This window comes from Nonomuraea sp. NPDC004702 (genome assembly GCF_053601695.1).
In genome coordinates this window covers 84,742-103,142 of the sequence record NZ_JBSGCE010000018.1, presented here as the reverse complement: position 1 = coordinate 103,142, position 18,401 = coordinate 84,742, and the positions used below count along the sequence as shown (strand labels likewise).

Here is an 18,401-nt window from a genome sequence, read left to right as displayed (position 1 = left end):
CATGGCTATCTGGCTGACCGAGAACAGCAAGATCATTGTTCAGGGCATGACCGGCGGTGAGGGCACCAAGCACACCCGCCGCATGCTCGCCTCCGGCGCGAAGGTCGTCGGCGGCGTCAACGCCCGCAAGGCGGGCATCACGCACGAGGGCCTGCCCGTCTTCGGCACGGTGAAGGAGGCCATGGAGCAGACCGGCGCCGACGTGTCGGTCGTCTTCGTGCCGCCGGCCCACACCAAGGCCGCCGTCAAGGAGGCCGTCGACGCCGAGATCCCGCTCTGCGTCGTGATCACCGAGGGCATCCCGGTCCACGACTCGACCGAGTTCTGGGCGTACGCGGTGGCCAAGGGCAACAAGACCCGCATCATCGGGCCCAACTGCCCCGGCATCGCCTCGCCCGGCGCGTCCAACGCCGGCATCATCCCCGCCGACATCACCACCGCCGGCCGCATCGGCCTGGTCTCGAAGTCCGGCACGCTGACCTACCAGCTCATGTACGAGCTGCGCGACTTCGGTTTCTCGACCGCGGTCGGCATCGGCGGCGACCCGGTCATCGGCACCACGCACATCGACGCGCTCCAGGCATTCCAGGACGACCCCGACACCGACGCGATCGTGATGATCGGTGAGATCGGCGGCGACGCCGAGGAGCGTGCCGCGGCCTACATCGAGCAGCACGTCACCAAGCCGGTCGTGGCCTACGTCGCGGGCTTCACCGCCCCCGAGGGCAAGACGATGGGCCACGCCGGCGCCATCGTCTCCGGCTCGGCCGGCACCGCCCAGGCCAAGAAGGAGGCCCTGGAGAAGGTCGGCGTCCGCGTCGGCAAGACCCCCTCCGAGACGGCCCGCCTGATGCGCGAGATCATGCAGTCCCGCTAGTCACGCTGGAAAAGCCCCGCCTGGCCGCCGCCATGCGGGGCTTTTCCATGCCGCCGGGCGTCCCAGGGCCCGCCGGGCGGCGGGTAAAGGGCGGGAAAAGGGCGCGGGGCGCGTTCGCGGGGGTCTCACGGCGACAAAGTGGACCCGCTGCGGCGCGTCAACCAAGCGATGGTTGGGAAAGATTGAGAAAATCACATCTGTGACGGCCATTCTCGACCAGTTGCGTACCGCCCCCAAGTCGGTGCTCGGCAAGCTCCCCGGGGTCTCGACCGACGACGACGAGACGAGGCGGCCGCTACCCGTGTCGGGCATGCTCGCCGCCGCCTGCACGCTCGGCGTCGGCCTGGCCGTGCTCACCACGCTCACCCTCGTCGGCTGGATCGCCGCGCCGCGCGGCACGCTCGGCGCGGGCCTGCCCGGCGTGTTCCGCGCCGCGGCGCAGCTCTGGCTGGCCGCGCACCACGCGGGGTTCGCGATGCCCGGCGGCCGGGTCGGGCTGCTGCCCCTCGGGCTGATGGTGCTGCCCGCCTTCCTGCTCTACCGCGCCGGCCGGTGGATGGCCCGCGACGCCGACCTGCGGCTGCGCCTGCCCGCCCGGCTGCCCAAGAACAGCCCGCGCGAGCAGGCCAACGCCCGCCGCCGCGCGCAGCTCGTGCTGGTCGGCCAGGCCGGGGTCTCGCTGGCGGCCCCCTACGCGCTGCTGGCCGGGCTGATCGCGCTGGTGGCGAGCAACGAGATCACCCAGCCGTTCATCGGCGAGGCGCTGCTCAGCCACTTCGTGCTGGCCTTCCTGGCGGGCTCGCTGGCCACCGCGCGCATGATCGGCCCGTGGCGGATCATGCTCAAGCTGCTGCCCGAGCGGCTGCGTGCGGTCACGGTCGGCACGGCGGTCGCCACCACCGCCCTGCTGGCGTCCGGGCTGGGGCTGGTGCTGGTCGCGGTCGTGCTGAACTTCGGCCAGGTCAGGGACCTGTCGAACGTGCTCGCGCCCGGCTTCGTCGGCGGCGTGCTGCTGTTGCTGCTCCAGCTCCTCTACCTGCTCAACGCCGTGATCTGGGCCTCCTCCTACATCGCCGGCCCCGGCTTCGCCATCGGCGCGGACACGCTGGTCGCCCCGACCGGCGTCGAGCTCGGCACGGTGCCGAGCCTGCCGCTGCTGGGCGCGCTGCCCGAGAGCGGGCCCGTGCCCGCGTGGATGATGGCGGTGATCGCGCTGCCGTTCGCGGCGGGCGCGGTGGCGGGCGTGTTCGTGGCCCGGATCTCGCCCTCGCATTCGTACGAGGCCGCCCCCCTGTGGGGCTTCCTGACCGGCGTCTCCACCGGCCTGGTCGCCGGCCTGCTGGCCGCGCTGTCCGGCGGGCCCATCGGCGGGGGCCGGCTGTCGGCGATCGGCCCGTCCCCCTGGGAGGTGGCCCTGTCGGTGGCCCTGGAGGTGGGCGTGGCGGCCGGCATCTCGGCGGGCGTGGCCAATCTGCTGCTGCTCAACAAGAAGGCCCGCGCGCCGCTCGACAAGGCCGCCGCCCCGGTCCGCAAGGCGGGGGCGGCCATCGCCAAGGCGGCCAGCAAGGTGGGCCTGGCCGAGTCCGACCCGCGCCCCCTGCCCGGCCACTGGATGGACGCCACCGAGGCCGACACCCAGGAGATCCCGGTCATCAGGGACGACTGGCAGGACGAGCACGCCTCCGCCGAGGCCGAGACCCTGGCCCAGGCCCGCCCCCGCCCGGCCGAGCCCTCGGACGGCCCGGCCCGCCCGCCGCGCAAGGACATCGTGGACGAGTCCGACGACCGGGGCGGTCACGTCATCTACGTCGACCCCTACGCCTGGGACCGCGACTAGCCGGGGCGCGGGGCTAGGACTGCATCGCCCCGAGCAGCTGGAGGACGTCGGGCGGCAGCTTGCGCTGCGCGGCGTCCCTGAACTGGGTGAAGCACTCGCCCTGGGCCGAGACCGTGCCCGCGCCCTTCATGCACTCCTGGTAGGCGGAGTATTCGTCCATCAGGTAGAGCTGCATCCCCGTGGCCATCGCCGACAGGGCCAGCGCGATGGAGGAGATCGTGATGCCGCCGACGGCCGTGCCGGTGGGCTTGTGGGCGCTGCGCAGCCGCGGCAGCGCGCGGATGCCCGACATGAGCGCGAACAGGGCCATGACCAGGCCGGCGAGCGGCAGCATGAACGTCATGGCCAGCGCCGCGATGGACAACCAGATCGCACGGCGACCCGCTGAATCGGCGGGCTGCTGACCCGCCGGTGCCTGCACCGGTGTCGACACCTGACCTCCTCTGCGTCGCCGGGCGAGGAACAGATACCCTGTCAGCCCCACCCTGTTTCCATTCTTTGGAGTGTGCGTGTCAAAGGCTGGGCGGCTCGTCGTCCTCGTCTCCGGCTCTGGAACCAACCTACAGGCCCTGCTGGACGCTTCCGCCGACCCGTCGTACGGTGCGCGCGTGGTGGCGGTGGGCGCGGATCGGGACGGCATAGAGGGCCTGGCCAGGGCCACCAGGGCAAATGTCCCGACATTTGTTGAAAAACTGGGCGATCATGCGACTCGGGCGGACTGGGATGCCGCTCTCGCCGCCAGGATCGCATCGTACGAGCCCGACCTGGTGGTGTCGGCGGGCTTCATGAAGATTTTGGGTGCGCCCACGCTCGACGCGTTCCCCGTGCTCAACACCCATCCGGCGCTGCTGCCGTCCTTCCCCGGCGCCCACGGCGTGCGCGACGCGCTGGCCCACGGGGTGAAGGTGACCGGCTGCACCGTGATGCTGGCCGACGCGGGGATCGACACGGGCCCGATCGTCGCCCAGGAGGCGGTGCCCGTGCTGCCGGACGACGACGAGCCGGTCCTGCACGAGCGCATCAAGACCGTCGAGCGCCGCCTGCTCGTCGACATCGTCGGCCGGATGGCCCGCGAGGGCTGGACGGTCAGCGGACGCACCGTCCGCATCGGCAACCAATCAGGAGGGGAAAGCACGTGACTCGCATCGCCATCCGGCGCGCGCTGATCGCTGTCTACGACAAGTCCGGGCTCGAAGAGCTGGCCAGGGCACTCGACGGCGCCGGCGTGGAGATCGTGTCGACAGGCGGCACGGCCGCCGCGATCGCGTCCCACGGGATCCCGGTGACCAAGGTGGAGCAGCTCACCGGCTTCCCCGAGTGCCTCGACGGCCGGGTCAAGACGCTGCACCCGCGCGTGCACGCCGGCCTGCTGGCCGACCTCACCAAGCCCAGCCACGTGGCCCAGCTCGACGAGCTGGAGATCGACCCGTTCCAGCTCGTGGTGGTCAACCTCTACCCGTTCCAGCAGACGGTGGCCTCCGGCGCCTCCGACGAGGAGTGCGTCGAGCAGATCGACATCGGCGGGCCCGCGATGATCAGGGGCGCCGCCAAGAACCACGCCACCTGCGCGGTCGTGGTCGATCCCGCCGCCTACGGCGACGTGCTCACCGCGCTGGACGAGGGCGGCTTCACGCTGCACGAGCGCCGCCGCCTGGCCGGTGTCGCCTACGCCCACACCGCCGCCTACGACGTGGCCGTGGCCAACTGGTTCGCCGGGCCGTACGCGGGCGGGGAGGAGGAGTTCCCCGAGTTCACCGGCGTCGCGTACGAGCGCAAGGCGACCCTGCGCTACGGCGAGAACCCGCACCAGCGCGCCGCCCTCTACACCGCCGGCTCCGGCGGCCTGGCCAACGCCGAGCAGCTGCACGGCAAGGAGATGTCCTACAACAACTACCTCGACTCCGACGCCGCCTGGCGGGCGGCCTGGGACTTCGCCGAGCCGTGCGTGGCCATCATCAAGCACCAGAACCCGTGCGGCATCGCCGTCGGCGCCGACGTGGCCGAGGCCCACCGCAAGGCCCACGCCTGCGACCCCGTCTCGGCCTACGGCGGCGTGATCGCGGTCAACCGCGAGGTCACCGTCGAGCTGGCCCGGCAGATCGCCGACGTGTTCACCGAGGTCGTCGTGGCCCCCGGCTTCAGCGCGGAGGCGCTGGAGGTGCTGCGGGCCAAGAAGAGCCTGCGCCTGCTGCGCTGCCCGGAGGGGCCGTCCCAGCCGCTGGAGTTCCGCCGCGTCGACGGCGGCCTGCTGCTGCAGGCGGTCGACCGGATCGACGCCGGCGGCGACGACCCGTCGGCGTGGGAGCTCAAGACCGGCGCGGCCGCCTCGCCCGAGCTGCTGGCCGACCTGGCCTTCGCCTGGCGCGCCTCGCGCTCGGTGAAGTCGAACGCGATCCTGCTGGCCGCCGGCGGCGCCACGGTGGGCGTGGGCATGGGCCAGGTCAACCGGGTCGACTCCTGCCGCCTCGCGGTGAGCCGGGCGGGGGAGCGGGCGGCCGGCTCGGTCGCCGCCTCCGACGCGTTCTTCCCGTTCGCCGACGGGCCGCAGGTGCTGATCGAGGCCGGGGTCAAGGCGATCGTGGAGCCGGGCGGCTCGATCCGGGACCAGGAGGTGATCGACGCCTGTGAGCAGGCGGGCGTCACCCTCTACTTCACCGGCACCCGCCACTTCTTCCACTGATCACCGGTTCATCGGATAAAGGGCAACAAGAGATCACTTGTTGCCCTTTATCCGTTTTGGCGGCGAGCATCGGCACTCCCCGGTTACCCTGATTGCCGCCCTGCTGTGCTGATTCCCCCGGAGTTTCCATGCTCGACGCGACCCTGCATGCCTTCGTGACCATGAACGGCTTCTCGACCAGCCCGTTCGTCCTGCTGGTCCTCGCCTTCATCGGTGCCTACCTCGGCAGCCGGGTCGTCGAGCTCATCCCGTACACCCGCCGGATCATCGAGCGCCGCGAGGCCCGCTTCGCCGAGCGCGACTAGCCGCCGGTTCTCGCATCTGCTGACGGACGCCGACGCCGTCGAGGTAGGTCTCGATCGCGCCGAGTTCGGCGGTGCCGACCACGGCCGCGACGTATCCGTCCGGCCGGATGAGCGCCCACTGCTCGGGCGACAGCCCGTACGCGCTCCGGACATGGCCTCCGGTGTCGAGGACGTCGTCGCCGATGACGTGGATGCGCAGGCCCCTGCGCGGTTCCGGGACCGCGGCGTCGCCGGGCTCGTAGCCGAGCAGGGTCCAGTGCGGTCCCTGGAACAGGCTGAACAACCGCGTGGCCGGCCCGCCCGCGCCGGTGACGGGGGCGTCGGGCGCGCGGTCGCCGGCCGCCACGCCCTTGGAGGGCTCCAGGCCGGTCAGCGACAGCGACGAGTCCGGGTAGCCGACATCGAGCTGGGTCACCTCGCGGCCCCGGCGCATCTCCCGGTTCCTGGCCGCTTCGAGCAGCTTCTCGGACAGGCCGAGGACCGACTCGGCGACCGGCCGGCGCTCCTCCTCGTAGGTCGCCAGCAGTGACTCCGGCGCGCCGTCGAGCACGGCGGCGAGCTTCCAGCCGAGGTTGTAGGCGTCCTGGATGCTGGTGTTCAGGCCCTGCCCGCCGGTCGGCGGATGGCAGTGCGCGGCGTCCCCGGCCAGGAGCACGCGCCCACGCCGGTAGGCGTCGGCCAGCCGGGCCTGCATCGTGAACACCGATGCCCAGGACACCTCGCGGATCACGATGTCGTCCTGGCCGCCGCGCTCGTGGAGCAGGGCGGTGAGCCCTTCGGCCGAGAGGTCGACGTCCACGTCGAGGGGGACCGGGGCCATGTACTGGAACATGCCGGTGCCGTGGAGCGGGCACAGCGAGACGCTGCGCTCGGGCTGCTCGTCGCCCCAGCGGTGCCAGACGCGCGACGAGGCGCCGTCGGCCCGCACGTCGGCCACGAGCGCCCGCACGCCGAGGGACTTCCCGCGGAACTCGATGCCGAGGGCCTTGCGGACGAAGCTCGATCCGCCGTCGGCGCCGACCAGGTAGGCGGCTCGCACGGTCCGCTCCCCGCCGGAGGTGGCCATCCGCGCGGTCACGCCGTCGGGGTCCTGGTCGAAGCCGACGAGTTCGCAGCCGTACTCCGGGGCGTGGCCGAGTTCGGCCAGCCGCTCCCGCAACCGGCGCTCGGTGCGGAACTGCGGAACGAGCAGCGGGATCTGGTACGGCTCGGCGGGCGTCGGCTCCGGCAGGATCCCGGCGTGCTTGTCGACCGGTCCGTCGGGGGTGTAGGTGCGCAGGGGAGGATATTCGCCTCCCGAGGCGACGATCCGGTCGACCACGCCGAGGTCCTCGAACACCTCCTCGGTGCGCGGCTGGATGCCCTTGCCGCGTGAGCCGATGAACGGATGCGGCGCCTTGTCGATCAACCGGAACGCGACGTTCCTGCGGGCGAGATCGATGGCGAGGGTCAATCCCGCCGGACCGGATCCACAGATGATCACATCAAGGTCTTCGTTGCGTGCCACGGTTCACTCTCCGTCGGTGGCGGCCGGGCGGGTCGGCCCGTCCGGCGCAAATTTATGTGTATTAAGCACGGAGTATGATCCGTGGCCGGAGCGGCCGTCAAGCCGCCGGCCACGGTCGACGCGGCTTCCCGGTCATCGAACACACCGACTTGAGCTGCTCTTTCGTGGCCAGTCATGCAGGGAGAAAACTCCGATCCGGGTATTGTGATCGCGCTGTCCCGATGCCTGGAAATTATGTGTATTGTGAGCGCATCTTCGAGTCCTTGCCGTGCGAAGGCGGCGTCTCCGCAGGGCTGCCCGGAGGCTGCCGGTATCCTTGGCACCTCCCCGTCCGCAAGGGCACGTAAGGCATCGGTGGCGAGCATGGCTTCCCAACACCGCCGGCACATCACGTTCCGGCGCCTGCATGAATCGCTCGTCGACCTGATCGCGCTCATGAACCTGCCGCAACGCGACGAGGTCCTCATGGCCGAAGCGGGCATCGATCTCGACCGCGCGTTGTTCAAACTGATCGTCGGAATCCGGCGGTTCGGGCCGATCGGCGTGGTCGAACTCGCCGAACGGGCCGGACGCGACCACACCACCGTCAGCCGGCAGGTGGCCAAGCTCGCCGAGCTCGGCCTGATCGAGCGGCGTCCGAACCCGGCGGACCGACGGGTCAAGGAAGCCGTGATCACCAGCGCGGGCCGTCGCGTGACGGACGCGCTTGAGGAGGCCCGGCAGCGGCTCGTGGACTCCGCGTTCGCCGAATGGAGCGACCGGGACCTCGTTCAGTTCGAGCAACTGATGCGCAGGTGCGTCGACGACATGCTCGCCATGTCCGCGGCCGACAAGGAAGAGAGCGGCTAGGGCGTCGAAGCCGGCGGGCCGCCCCCGGCCATCGCCTGCTGCGCCAGGTTGTCGACCGGCTCGGCGACGACGGGCGTGCCGAGCGCGACCTGCAGGACGTGCTCGCCCCGGCCGACGATCGCCGATGTCGGGCTAGTGGAAGTGACTGCCGGACGGCTCGGCCGCGGCCCGCACCCTGCGGAAGTCGGGACTGGCGATCGCCGGCTCGCCGACGGGTTCGCGGAGGTGAACGTCAACCTCACCGAATCACCCTCCAGCCCACCGCGCAGGCCGTCTGACGCGGCCTCCCGCCCGGCTTCGCGCAGGTGGACGTCAACCTCACCGAGATCACCCTCCTGTCCACCGCGCAGGCCGTCTGACGCGGCCTCCCGCCCGGCTCCGCGCGAGGAGCCGGGCCGGCCTCCGCCCGGCGCTCCACCATCTCGCCCGAGCCGGCCGAACGACGCCCGGACTGCAAGAGCCGCCCCCGGCGTCTGACGCGGCCTCGGCCGGCGCGGCCGGGTGGACGCGGAGGGCCGGCGGCGCTCCAGCTCGGCGAACCAGCGCTCAACCTGGTCGAGCCGGCAGCAGGACCGCCACTCGCGGCCGGCTCACTGACCGGACCGCCACTCGCGGCCGGCGCTCTGGCCGGACCGCCGCTCGCGGCCGGCTCACTGGCCGGACAGGCGCCAGGCCAGCCGGGCGGCTCCGGCCAGGCCCGCGCGCACGCCCAGCGTGGTCGGCCGCACCCGGACCGCCCGGACGAACGCCAGCCCCGCCACGTCGTCGAGCGCCCGCTCCAGCGGCCCGAACAACACCGCGCCGGCCGCCGACACGCCGCCGCCGATGACCACGGTGTCGAGTTCGACCGCGGCCGCCGTGGAGGCGATCAGACCGGCCAGCGCCCTGGCGCCGCGCTCGAAGGCCGAAAGCGCCACCGGATGCCCGGCGGACGCGTCGGCGGCCAGCGCCCTGGCGTCGCGGTCGCCGGTGGGCGCCCAGCCGTTCTCCAGGGCCCAGCGGGCCAGGTTGGGGCCGCTGGAGTAGCGCTCGACGCAGCCCCGGCCGCCGCACTCGCAGCGCTCGCCGCCGGGATCGACGCTCATGTGGCCGACGTGCCCCGCGTTGCCCGCCGGGCCCAGCAGCGGCGCGCCGTCGATCACCAGGCCGCCGCCGATGCCGGTGGACACGACGACGCCGAGCAGCGACGTGCTGCCCTGCCCGGCCCCCAGCCAGTGTTCGCCGAGCGCCATGCACTGGGCGTCGCCGGCCAGCACCACGGGCAGGCCGGTCAGCCGCCGCAGCTCGTCGCGCAGCGGGAAGCCGCGCCAGCTCGGCATGTTCACCGGGCTCACCGTGCCCGTGGTGAGGTCGAGCGGGCCCGCGCAGCCGACGCCGACGGCGTGCGGTGCCGGGCCCCCGCCGGTCACCTCCGCGACGAGGGCCGCCAGCGCGGACATGACGTCGGAGCGCGGCGTGGGCCGCGCGGCGGAGCGCAGCAGGGAGCCGGCCTCGTCGACCAGCGCGGCGGCGAGCTTGGTGCCGCCGATGTCGACGGCGAGTACGCAGGTCATCCGGGTATGGGGTGGCCGGGCCGGCGGAGGCCGCCGAGGCGTGGCAGGGGGCAGCGGGCGCGCAAGGGGAACCTCCGTGGGACAGGGTGCCGGCGCCCGACACGATATGCCCTTCCTTGATCGATGACAACGATGTCATCGTTCCCCTGTGGACAACGGACGCCGCCTGCCTCCCATCTGTGGAAAAACTGTGGACGGACGCGCGGCCGGTGCCGGGAAGCCGACCAGTCATGGAAGGATTGACGGCATGAGCGCAGTGAAACTCGACGGCAAGGCGACAGCCGCCAGGATCAAGGCAGACCTCGCGACCCGGGTGGCCGCGCTCAAGGACCGCGGCATCACGCCCGGCCTGGGCACCGTCCTGGTGGGCGACGACCCGGGCAGCCAGATCTACGTCGCGGGCAAGCACCGCGACTGCGCCGAGGTCGGCATCGCCTCCATCCGCGTCGACCTCCCGGCCACCGCCACGCAGAAGGACGTCGAGGCGGCCGTCGACGAGCTCAACGCGTCCCCGGCCTGCACCGGCTACATCGTCCAGCTCCCGCTGCCCAAGCAGATCGACACGATGGCGCTGCTGGAGCGCATGGACCCGGCCAAAGACGCCGACGGCCTCCACCCCGTCAACCTCGGCCGCCTCGTCCACATGGTCGACGCGCCCCTGCCCTGCACGCCCCACGGCATCGTGCTGCTGCTCCAGGAGTACGACGTGCCGATCAAGGGCGCCGACGTCGTCGTGGTGGGCCGCGGCATCACCGTCGGCCGCTCGCTCGGCCTGCTGCTGACCCGCCGCAGCGAGAACGCCACGGTGACCCTCTGCCACACCGGCACCCACGACCTGGCCGCCCACGTGCGCCGCGCCGACATCGTCGTGGCCGCGGCGGGCGTGCCCGAGCTCATCACGCGGGACATGGTCAAGCCCGGCGCGGCCGTCCTCGACGTGGGCGTGTCCCGGGTCCACGGCAAGATCGCCGGCGACGTGGCCCCCGACGTCGAGGAGGTCGCCGGTTTCCTCACCCCCAACCCGGGCGGGGTCGGGCCGATGACCCGCGCGCTGCTGCTGTCCAACGTCGTGGAGGCGGCCGAGCGTTCCTGAGTGATCGGGGGATGAAGCCCTGATGGGGGGAATGGGAAGAAGAGCCAGCCCTACCCCCATCACGGAAGGCCGATTCATGGACACCCCGCTCATCGCTGTCGAGGGCACCTACGAGGAGATGGGGGCCGAGGTCGGCCACCGTACCGCCGACCTGGTCGCGCGGAGCGTCGAGACCTACCTGCGGCGGTTCCGCGACAAGTCCGGGCTCTCCTCGGCCGACGTGCTGCGCTGGGGCCAGACCTTCCTCGACGTGGCCAGGGCGTACGACCCGAGCATCGCCGCCATGCTGGAGGGCCTGGCGGCGGGCGCGGCGCAGCCGGTCGAGCACATCGCCGCGCTCAACGCCCGTACCGAGCTGCTCGACGGCACCGGCTACCACGACGACGGCTGCACCGCGCTGGCCGTCCTGCCCAAGTACACCCGCGACGGCCACACCCTGCTCGCCCAGAACTGGGACTGGCATCCCGAGCAGGGCGCGGTCACCTTCCTGCTGGCCACCCGCGACACCGAGGGGTTCGCGGTGCTCACGCTGGCCGAGGCGGGCATGCTCGCCAAGTCGGGGCTCAACTCTGCGGGGCTCGGGGTGTGCGCCAACCGCCTGCAGTCCGACCGCGACCAGGCCGGGGCGGGGGTCCCGTACCACTTCCTGCTGCGCGGGGTGCTGCAGTCCGACCGCATGAGCCGGGCCCACCGCAAGGTGCTCGACGTGCCGCGCGTCTCCTCGGGCAACCTGCTCATCGCCGACGCCGGAGGCGAGGCCATCGACCTGGAGGTGGCTCCGGGCGCGTTCGGCGCGCTGCTGCCGCGCGACGGCCTGCTCACCCACGCCAACCACTTCGAGGCCGAGCTGCCGCTGGAGGACATGAAGGCGGCCAGGTCCGGCCTGACCCTGCTGCGCCCCGAACGCGTGCGCCACCTGCTGGAGGACACCGCCGCCGAACGCGCGGTCGGCCTCGAACACGTCGTCGCCGCCCTGCGCGACCATTACTCCTTCCCCGACGGCGTCTGCCGCCACCTCGACCCCGACGCCGGCCCGGCCGAGGAGTGCCACACGGTCTACTCCGTCGTCATGGACCTCGACGCCCGCGAGCTGGCGATCGCCGGCGCGCCGCCGTGCGCCCGCCCGTACGAGCGGTGGGCCCTGGACGAGGTCTTCAAGCCGGACGCCGCCCCCGAGCTCTGCTTCGACCCGGCAGCCGACGACGGTCGCCGCCCTCCGGCCTGGTGAGCCGGCTCACGGCCGGAAGTCCCGGTCCACGGCCACGGTGACGTCGAGCAGCAGGGGCTCCTCGCGGGCGGCCAGCGACGGGATCACCTCGTCGAGCACGGTCCCCAGCTCGGCGGGGCCGTCCACCCGCCGGGCGGGGCAGCCCAGCGACCTGGCCAGCGCGGCCACGTCCACCTCCGCGAACGGCGGCCAGGGGGCCTTGCCGCCCTGCCGGTCGGCCAGCCGGTCCATGACCGCGTAGCGGCCGTTGGCGAGCACGACGAACAGCGCGCCCACCCGGTAGTGGGCGGCGCTCCACAGGGCGTGCACGCCGTACAGCGCCGAGCCGTCGCCCACGACCGCGACCACCGGGCGTCCGGGCAGCGCCATGCGCAGGCCGACCGCGGCAGGCACGGCGAACCCGAGCCCGCCCATGGCCGCCGAGACGAAGCCCAGCGGGTTCCTGGCCGGGACCAGCCGGTGCAGGTCGGGACGGGACGACGGGGTCTCCTCCAGCAGCACGACGTCGCGGGGCAGCCGCCGGGCCAGCTCGCGCAGCACGTACGCGGGCCGCAACGGCTCCCCGCCGGGCACCTCAGGAGCCGGGGCCGGTGGAACGGCCGCCGCGGCGGCGGGACGGGCCGGCAGCAGGGCCGCCAGCCGCTCGCAGACGGCCCCCGGCGGGGCCAGGACGGCCAGGTCGGCCGGGCTCCGGTGCGCCTCGGCCGGGTCGTCGGTGACCACGGCGACCGCCGTCCCCGGCTCGACCAGCGGCCCAGGCGCGTACGGGTACTGCCGGAACACCGGCGCCCCCACGGCCAGCACGACGTCGTGCGGCGCGAGCACGGCCCGCAGCCGCTCCCGGTCGGCCGGCAGCACCCCCGCGTACTGCGGATGGTCCTGCGGGAACCCCGCCAGCGCCCCGAACGACTCCTGGAACACCGGGCACGCCAGCCGCTCGGCCAACCGCACCAGCGGCCCCCAAGCCGCCCCCGCCCCCGCCACGATCGCCGGCGACCGCGCCCCGGCCAGCAGCTCGACCAGCGGCGCCAGGCCGGCGTCGGGCACGGCGGCGGGCCGCAGCACCCGGGCCGGGGCCGCCGGGGTCTCGCCGGCGAAGGGCGCGTCCCAGTCGTCCATCGGCACCACGACCAGGGCGGGGCCCCGGTGCGTGACCGCCTCGTGAAAGGCCCTGGCCAGCGCGCCGGGCACGTCCTGCGCCCGCACCGGCTGGTCGGTCCACACCGGGTAGTCGCCGGCCAGCCCGGCCAGCCGCCCGGCGAGGAACGGCTCCAGCGCCAGGTGCCGCCGGTCCTGCTGCCCCACCAGGACGACCAGGGGCGCCCGGTTCACCCGGGCCGTGGCGAGGGCGCCCACCGCGTTGCCCAGCCCGGCCGTGGTGTGCAGCACGGCCAGCGCGGGCTCGGCGTGCCCGACGGCCCAGCCGGTGGCCATGCCGACGACCGAGCCCTCGTGCAGCGCGAGCACGAAGCGGAGGTCGTCCGGCAGGCCGGTCAGCAGCGACACCTCGGTCGAGCCGGGGTTGCCGAAGATCGTCGTCAGGCCGTACCGCCGCAGCACCTCGAACGCCGCCGCCCGCACTGTGCTCATCGTGCCCCTCTCGCCTGCTGGACCTGCCCGCGCAGCTCGCCGAAACGCGGCAGCGACCGGGTGGTGAGCGGGTCCCCGTCGCGCGGCAGGTCGATGGCCAGGTCCTCCAGGTAGGCCCCGGTCTGCGCGCCCACGGCGGCGAACGGCTCGTGGCGGAAACTACGCCCTTGTCGGCTTCTGTCAAGGGATCACCATGGTCGATCATGTGCAGTCGCCGGCCAGAGGGCAGGCGGTGATCCGCGCGTTCAGCGCCGCGGCGCCCGAGCTGACGCTCAGCCAGGTGGCGCGGGCGACCGGCCTCAGCCGCGCCGCCGCCAGGCGCTTCCTCGTCACGCTCGCCGACCTCGGCCACGTGCGCAACGACGGCCGGCTGTTCGCGCTCACCCCGCGCGTCCTGGAGCTCGGGTACGCCTACCTGTCCGGCCTGTCGCTGCCCGAGGTCGCCGGCCCCCACCTGGAACGCCTGGCCGCCGAGGTGCACGAGTCCGCCTCGGTCGCGGTGCTCGACGGCGAGGACGTCGTGTACGTCGCCCGCGTCGCCACCGCCCGGATCGTGCGGCCCGACGCGCTGCGGGCCGAGCTGGAGCAGGTGCGCCTGCGCGCCTGGGCGATGGTGGACCAGGAGCTGGAGGAGGGCCTGCGGTCCGTCGCCGCGCCCGTACGCGACCACGCCGGCCGTACGGTCGCCGCCGTGAACGTCTCCACGCACGCCGGCCGCACCAGCCTGCACCAGGTCAGGACGGGGCTGCTGCCGGAGCTCCTGGCCACGGCGGCGCGCACGAGGCCGACCTGGCGAAGGTCTCGGTGACCCGCGCCTGACGCCCTCCTGCCGGTCGCCGGTCGTCCGTCACCGGTTGCGGTAGCGGTCGGTCGCGTCGCGGGTGGCCCGGATCGCCGCCTCGGCCCGGTCGTAGGTGCGCTGGGCCAGGCCGACGAAGATGCAGTCGACGATCAGCAGCTGGCTGATCCGGCTGGCCAGCGCGCCGGGCCGGAAGGCGGTCTCCCGGCCGGCCGACACCAGCGTGTGGCTGGCCAGGTCGGCCAGCGACGAGCGCGGGTTGTTGGTGATGGCCACGATCAGCGCCCCCGCCTCGGCCGCCGTACGGGCCGGGACCAGCACGTCGGGCGTCTCGCCGCTGCAGCTGATGGCCACCGCGACGTCGCCGTCCCGCAGCAGCGCCGCGCTGGTCAGGGCCAGGTGGGCGTCGCTGAACGGATGGCTGGACAGGCCGATGCGCAGCAGCTTCTGCGACATGTCGGCGGCCACCAGCCCGGAAGCCGCCACGCCGTAGACGTCCACCCGCCGGGCCACCGCGATGGCCTGGACGACCTCGCCGAGCTGGTCGGGGTCGAGCTGCGCCGCCGTGTCCGCCAGCGCGTCGGACTCCGCCCGCGCCACCTTGGCGATCACGTCGGTCAGCGGGTCGTCGGGGGCCAGGTCGCCGGGCACCAGACGTTCGGGCTGCTTGGCCACGGCGGCGGCCAGCGCGAAGCGCATCTGCGAGTAACCGGCGAAGCCGAGCGCCCGCGCGGTGCGCACGATCGTCGCCTCGCTGGTGCCCGACACCGCGCTGAACTCGGTGATCGTGCTCCGCACGACCAGCCCCGGGTCGTCCAGGATGATGCGCCCGATGGCCTGCGCCGCCGGGGTCAGCGACGGCAGCACCGCCCGCACGGTGGCGACCGGGTTCGCGGGCTCGGTGTTCAACGGGTCAGCCATTCGGCCGCCGCCTGCGCGGAGACGCGGGAGATGCCGTGCGTGGCGAGATGGGCGGCTCCGACGGGCGCGTCGCTGATGCCGGTGTCCACCACGATCGCGTCGGGCCGGACGGCCAGCGCCCGCGCCAGCGCCTCGCGCACCCACGGATGCCGGGCCGCGTCGTGCACCACGAGCACCACGGGACGGTCGTCGAAGGCGGGCAGCTCGCCGTCGCGGTCGAGGCGCACCCTGGCGGTGTTCGGCAGCCGGGCGGCCAGCGCGGCCGCGATGCCGGTCGGCGTGGCGGGATCGACCGCCTGGTTGAGCCGGGTGTTGACCTCCACGACCAGCGGCCCCCGGTCGAGCACGGCGGTGCCGGTGGTGGTCAGCGCGGCCCTCGCGGCCTCCAGGCCGACGCCCTCGTCGATGTCGGCGCGGGCCTTCTCGCGCAGCTCGGACCGCTCGGCGTACCAGGCGGACAGGGCGAGCACCCGGCCGGCCGCCTCGGCCAGCCGCTCCTCCGCCAGCCGGCCCGTGCGCACCGCCTCGACTATGGCGTCGCGCATCTCGTGCAGGCTGCGCTCGTCGGCCCGGCCGGCGCAGATGGTGTCGGCGCCGGCGGCCAGCGCGCGCACCGCGATCTCGCCGGGGCCGAACATGGCGGCCACGGCCTGCATCTCGATCGCGTCGGTGACCACCACGCCGTCGAAGCCGAGCTCGCCCCTGAGCAGGTCGGTCAGGGCGCTGTGGCTGAGCGTGGCCGGCATCGACGGGTCGAGCGCGGGCACGAGCAGGTGGCCGGACATGATCGAGCGCACCCCGTGCGCGATGGCGGCCCGGAACGGCGGCAGGTCGCGCTCGTCGAGCACCGCCCGCGAGGCGTGCACGGTGGGCAGCGCCAGGTGGGAGTCGGTGGTCGTGTCGCCGTGCCCCGGGAAGTGCTTGGCGCAGGCGGCCACGCCCGCGCCCTGCACCCCGGCCACGTACGCGACGGTGTGCCGGGCGACCAGCTCGGGGTCGGGCCCGAACGAGCGCACGCCGATGACCGGGTTCTCCGGATTCGCGTTCACGTCGGCGGAGGGGGCGTAGTCGAGGGAGATGTCGAGTTCGGCGAGCATCCGGCCGATCTGCCGGCCGACCCGCTCGGTCAGCTCGACGTCGTCGGCCACGCCCAGCGCCCGGTTGCCGGGGAAGGAGCTGCCGGCGAGCACTTCGAGCCGGGTGACCGCGCCGCCCTCCTCGTCGATCGCGACGATCGCGCCGGGGTTCTCGGCGCGCACCGAACGGACGAGCTGCTCGCCGATGGAGTTGCGGGCGAACAGGATGACGCCGCCCAGGCCCTCGCCCAGCGCGCGGCGCAGCCAGTCGGGAGGCGACGTCCCTTCGAACCCCGGCTGGAGCACCGTCATCGCAAGTCGGACCAGCTCTGCGCTCATGCGGCATTTTCCTTCACGGTTGTTGATCTGAAGGTAATTTTCTGTCATCGTCGCCCTCGACACAACCATTGTCGAGAGGCCACCCCCCATGCCCAGCAGAAGGACTCTCCTGAAGGGTCTCGCTCTCGCCGCCGCCGCGTCAGCCGTGCCGCTGCCGGCCTTCGCCCAGGCAGACTACGTCCCCCCGCTGCGTCAGATGCGCGGCATGTGGATCGCTTCCGTGGTCAACATCAACTGGCCCTCGAAGCCGGGGCTGAGCGCCGACGAGCAGAAGGCCGAATACCTCGCCTGGCTCGACGTGGCCGTGCAGCGCAAGCTCAACTCCGTGTTCGTGCAGATCAGGCCGACCGCCGACGCGTTCTGGCCGTCGCCGTTCGAGCCCTGGTCGCAGTACCTGACCGGCACCCAGGGCCAGGACCCCGGCTACGACCCGCTCGGGTTCGCCGTGGAGGAGACCCACAAGCGCGGCCTGGCCTTCCACGCCTGGTTCAACCCCTACCGCGTGTCGATGCAGCCCGACCCGGGCAAGCTGCACCCCGATCACCCCGGCCGCAAGAACCCCGACTGGATCCTGCCGTTCGGCGGCAAGCTCTACTACAACCCGGGCATGCCCGAGGTCCGCAAGTTCTGCCAGGACGCGATGATGGACGCGATCACCCGCTACGACATCGACGGCCTGCACTTCGACGACTACTTCTACCCGACCAACACCACTGCTTTCGACGACAGCGCCGCCTTCGCCAAGTACGGCGCCGGCTTCCCCGACCTGGCCTCCTGGCGGCGCAACAACGTCGACCTCATGGTCAGCGAGATGCAGCAGCGCGTCCTGCAGGCCAAGCCGGAGATCGCCTGGGGCATCAGCCCGTCGGGCATCTGGCGCAACAAGGGCACCGACCCGCTCGGCTCCGAGACCAACGGCGGCCAGTCCTACGACAACCTGCACGCCGACACCCGCGGCTGGGTCAAGAAGGGCTGGCTGGACTACATCGCGCCGCAGCTCTACTGGTACATCGGGCAGCCGCCGGCCGACTACTCCAAGCTCGTCCCGTGGTGGTCGGACGTGGCCGCGGGCACGAACACGCTGCTGTGGATCGGGCAGGCGGCGTACAAGGCGGGCGACCCGGCCCAGGCCGCCGAATGGCAGAAGCCGGACGAGCTGTCCAGGCACCTGACGCTCAACCGCGCCCACCCCGAGGTCGGCGGCGACATCTGGTACAACGCCAACGACGTCAAGGTGGACCGGCTCGCCTCCATCACGACCGCCGTCAACGACCACTACCAGCGCCCCGCGCTCGCGCCCGTGCTGCCCCGCCTGGCGAACGGCGAGCCGCCGCGCCGCCCGGTGGTGGCGTACGCGCTGCGCCGCACCGGCGGCGTCGAGGTGCGCGTGGTCGCCACCGGCCGGGACGAGCCGTTCCAGTTCGCCATCTTCCGCTTCCCGGACGAGGCCGGCCAGAACGCCTTCGCCGACGCGCGCAACCTGGTCGCCGTCGTGCCCGCCGACCGCCAGATCCGCTGGACGGACCCCGACGGCAAGCGCGGCGACCACTACTACGCGGTCGCCGTCGACCGGGCCAACAGGACCAGCAAGCCCAGCCACGGTTTCCGGGTGATCTGAAGGACACCGGTGAAGGCACGCTGACCTCCGGCGTCGCGCGCATGGCTCACCAGCGCGCGTCGCCGGCGCGTTCCCTGACCGGCGTCGAGCACGGCGCGCGCCACCGGCCTGTCGGCCCGCGGTCGCCCG

17 protein-coding genes are annotated in these 18,401 nt (G+C 73.1%); 10 read left to right on the top strand and 7 right to left on the bottom strand.

The window, feature by feature from the left end; translation table 11 throughout:
• The first annotated feature begins 1 nt into the window (after nucleotide 1).
• Nucleotides 2-877, top strand: coding sequence for a succinate--CoA ligase subunit alpha (gene sucD, locus ACWEJ6_RS23345; RefSeq protein ID WP_125644468.1), 876 nt, complete (start codon nucleotides 2-4; stop codon nucleotides 875-877).
• Nucleotides 878-1,076: 199 nt separating this feature from the next.
• On the top strand, nucleotides 1,077-2,714 hold the full coding sequence (locus tag ACWEJ6_RS23340; protein ID WP_358282292.1) for a cell division protein PerM: 1,638 nt from the start codon (nucleotides 1,077-1,079) through the stop codon (nucleotides 2,712-2,714).
• 13 nt (nucleotides 2,715-2,727) lie between these two features.
• Here ACWEJ6_RS23340 and ACWEJ6_RS23335 read toward each other — a convergent pair whose 3' ends face one another.
• Nucleotides 2,728-3,147, bottom strand: coding sequence for a hypothetical protein (locus ACWEJ6_RS23335; RefSeq protein WP_352323906.1), 420 nt, complete (start codon nucleotides 3,145-3,147; stop codon nucleotides 2,728-2,730).
• A 76-nt stretch (nucleotides 3,148-3,223) separates the two neighbouring features.
• Between ACWEJ6_RS23335 and purN the strand changes: the two genes are divergently transcribed.
• From purN to ACWEJ6_RS23320, 3 genes are all read left to right on the top strand, one after another.
• Entirely contained in the window at nucleotides 3,224-3,853 is a 630-nt protein-coding gene (gene purN / locus ACWEJ6_RS23330; protein ID WP_352366616.1) for a phosphoribosylglycinamide formyltransferase, read from the top strand.
• Nucleotides 3,850-5,394 carry a bifunctional phosphoribosylaminoimidazolecarboxamide formyltransferase/IMP cyclohydrolase gene (gene purH / locus ACWEJ6_RS23325; protein WP_452426098.1) on the top strand — a complete coding sequence of 515 codons (1,545 nt, stop codon included), beginning with the start codon at nucleotides 3,850-3,852 and terminating at the stop codon, nucleotides 5,392-5,394. Before purN ends, purH begins: the two co-directional genes overlap by 4 nt.
• 128 nt (nucleotides 5,395-5,522) lie before the next feature.
• Nucleotides 5,523-5,699, top strand: a complete 177-nt coding sequence (locus tag ACWEJ6_RS23320; protein WP_352323910.1) for a hypothetical protein — start codon at nucleotides 5,523-5,525, stop codon at nucleotides 5,697-5,699.
• Here the strand turns inward: ACWEJ6_RS23320 and ACWEJ6_RS23315 are convergent.
• On the bottom strand, nucleotides 5,659-7,206 hold the full coding sequence (locus ACWEJ6_RS23315; RefSeq protein ID WP_452426096.1) for an FAD-dependent oxidoreductase: 1,548 nt from the start codon (nucleotides 7,204-7,206) through the stop codon (nucleotides 5,659-5,661). The two genes, ACWEJ6_RS23320 and ACWEJ6_RS23315, sit on opposite strands and share 41 nt — an antisense overlap.
• A 363-nt stretch (nucleotides 7,207-7,569) precedes the next feature.
• Here ACWEJ6_RS23315 and ACWEJ6_RS23310 point away from each other — a divergent pair, with 363 nt between their 5' ends.
• Nucleotides 7,570-8,055 (top strand): MarR family winged helix-turn-helix transcriptional regulator, encoded by a 486-nt coding sequence (locus ACWEJ6_RS23310; RefSeq protein ID WP_358282299.1) that lies wholly within the window; start codon nucleotides 7,570-7,572, stop codon nucleotides 8,053-8,055.
• A gap of 650 nt (nucleotides 8,056-8,705) precedes the next feature.
• On the opposite strand, the gene ACWEJ6_RS23305 is transcribed toward ACWEJ6_RS23310, so the two are convergent.
• On the bottom strand, nucleotides 8,706-9,608 hold the full coding sequence (locus ACWEJ6_RS23305; protein ID WP_452426094.1) for an ROK family protein: 903 nt from the start codon (nucleotides 9,606-9,608) through the stop codon (nucleotides 8,706-8,708).
• 247 nt (nucleotides 9,609-9,855) lie between these two features.
• Here ACWEJ6_RS23305 and ACWEJ6_RS23300 point away from each other — a divergent pair, with 247 nt between their 5' ends.
• Nucleotides 9,856-10,701: a bifunctional methylenetetrahydrofolate dehydrogenase/methenyltetrahydrofolate cyclohydrolase gene (locus ACWEJ6_RS23300; protein WP_358282305.1), complete on the top strand. Its 846-nt coding sequence runs from the start codon at nucleotides 9,856-9,858 to the stop codon at nucleotides 10,699-10,701.
• Between the two features lie 76 nt (nucleotides 10,702-10,777).
• Nucleotides 10,778-11,929, top strand: a complete 1,152-nt coding sequence (locus tag ACWEJ6_RS23295) for a C45 family autoproteolytic acyltransferase/hydolase (RefSeq protein WP_387669132.1) — start codon at nucleotides 10,778-10,780, stop codon at nucleotides 11,927-11,929.
• Nucleotides 11,930-11,935: 6 nt separating this feature from the next.
• On the opposite strand, the gene ACWEJ6_RS23290 is transcribed toward ACWEJ6_RS23295, so the two are convergent.
• On the bottom strand, nucleotides 11,936-13,519 hold the full coding sequence (locus tag ACWEJ6_RS23290) for a thiamine pyrophosphate-dependent enzyme (RefSeq protein ID WP_452426091.1): 1,584 nt from the start codon (nucleotides 13,517-13,519) through the stop codon (nucleotides 11,936-11,938).
• Nucleotides 13,516-13,653, bottom strand: coding sequence for a hypothetical protein (locus ACWEJ6_RS23285; RefSeq protein ID WP_452426089.1), 138 nt, complete (start codon nucleotides 13,651-13,653; stop codon nucleotides 13,516-13,518). Before ACWEJ6_RS23285 ends, ACWEJ6_RS23290 begins: the two co-directional genes overlap by 4 nt.
• A gap of 59 nt (nucleotides 13,654-13,712) precedes the next feature.
• On the opposite strand from ACWEJ6_RS23285, the gene ACWEJ6_RS23280 reads away from it, so the two are divergent.
• A complete protein-coding gene (locus ACWEJ6_RS23280; protein WP_452426087.1) occupies nucleotides 13,713-14,327 on the top strand; it encodes an IclR family transcriptional regulator domain-containing protein in 615 nt (204 codons plus the stop codon).
• A 39-nt stretch (nucleotides 14,328-14,366) separates the two neighbouring features.
• On the opposite strand, the gene ACWEJ6_RS23275 is transcribed toward ACWEJ6_RS23280, so the two are convergent.
• The gene (locus ACWEJ6_RS23275) at nucleotides 14,367-15,239 is read right to left on the bottom strand and encodes a MurR/RpiR family transcriptional regulator (RefSeq protein WP_352328557.1); all 873 of its coding nucleotides are present in this window, start codon (nucleotides 15,237-15,239) and stop codon (nucleotides 14,367-14,369) included.
• Entirely contained in the window at nucleotides 15,224-16,654 is a 1,431-nt protein-coding gene (locus ACWEJ6_RS23270) for a glycoside hydrolase family 3 protein (RefSeq protein WP_452426085.1), read from the bottom strand. The genes ACWEJ6_RS23275 and ACWEJ6_RS23270 overlap by 16 nt, the downstream gene beginning before the upstream one ends.
• A gap of 205 nt (nucleotides 16,655-16,859) precedes the next feature.
• On the opposite strand from ACWEJ6_RS23270, the gene ACWEJ6_RS23265 reads away from it, so the two are divergent.
• Nucleotides 16,860-18,272: a glycoside hydrolase family 10 protein gene (locus tag ACWEJ6_RS23265; protein ID WP_387669128.1), complete on the top strand. Its 1,413-nt coding sequence runs from the start codon at nucleotides 16,860-16,862 to the stop codon at nucleotides 18,270-18,272.
• Nucleotides 18,273-18,401 lie beyond the last annotated feature (129 nt).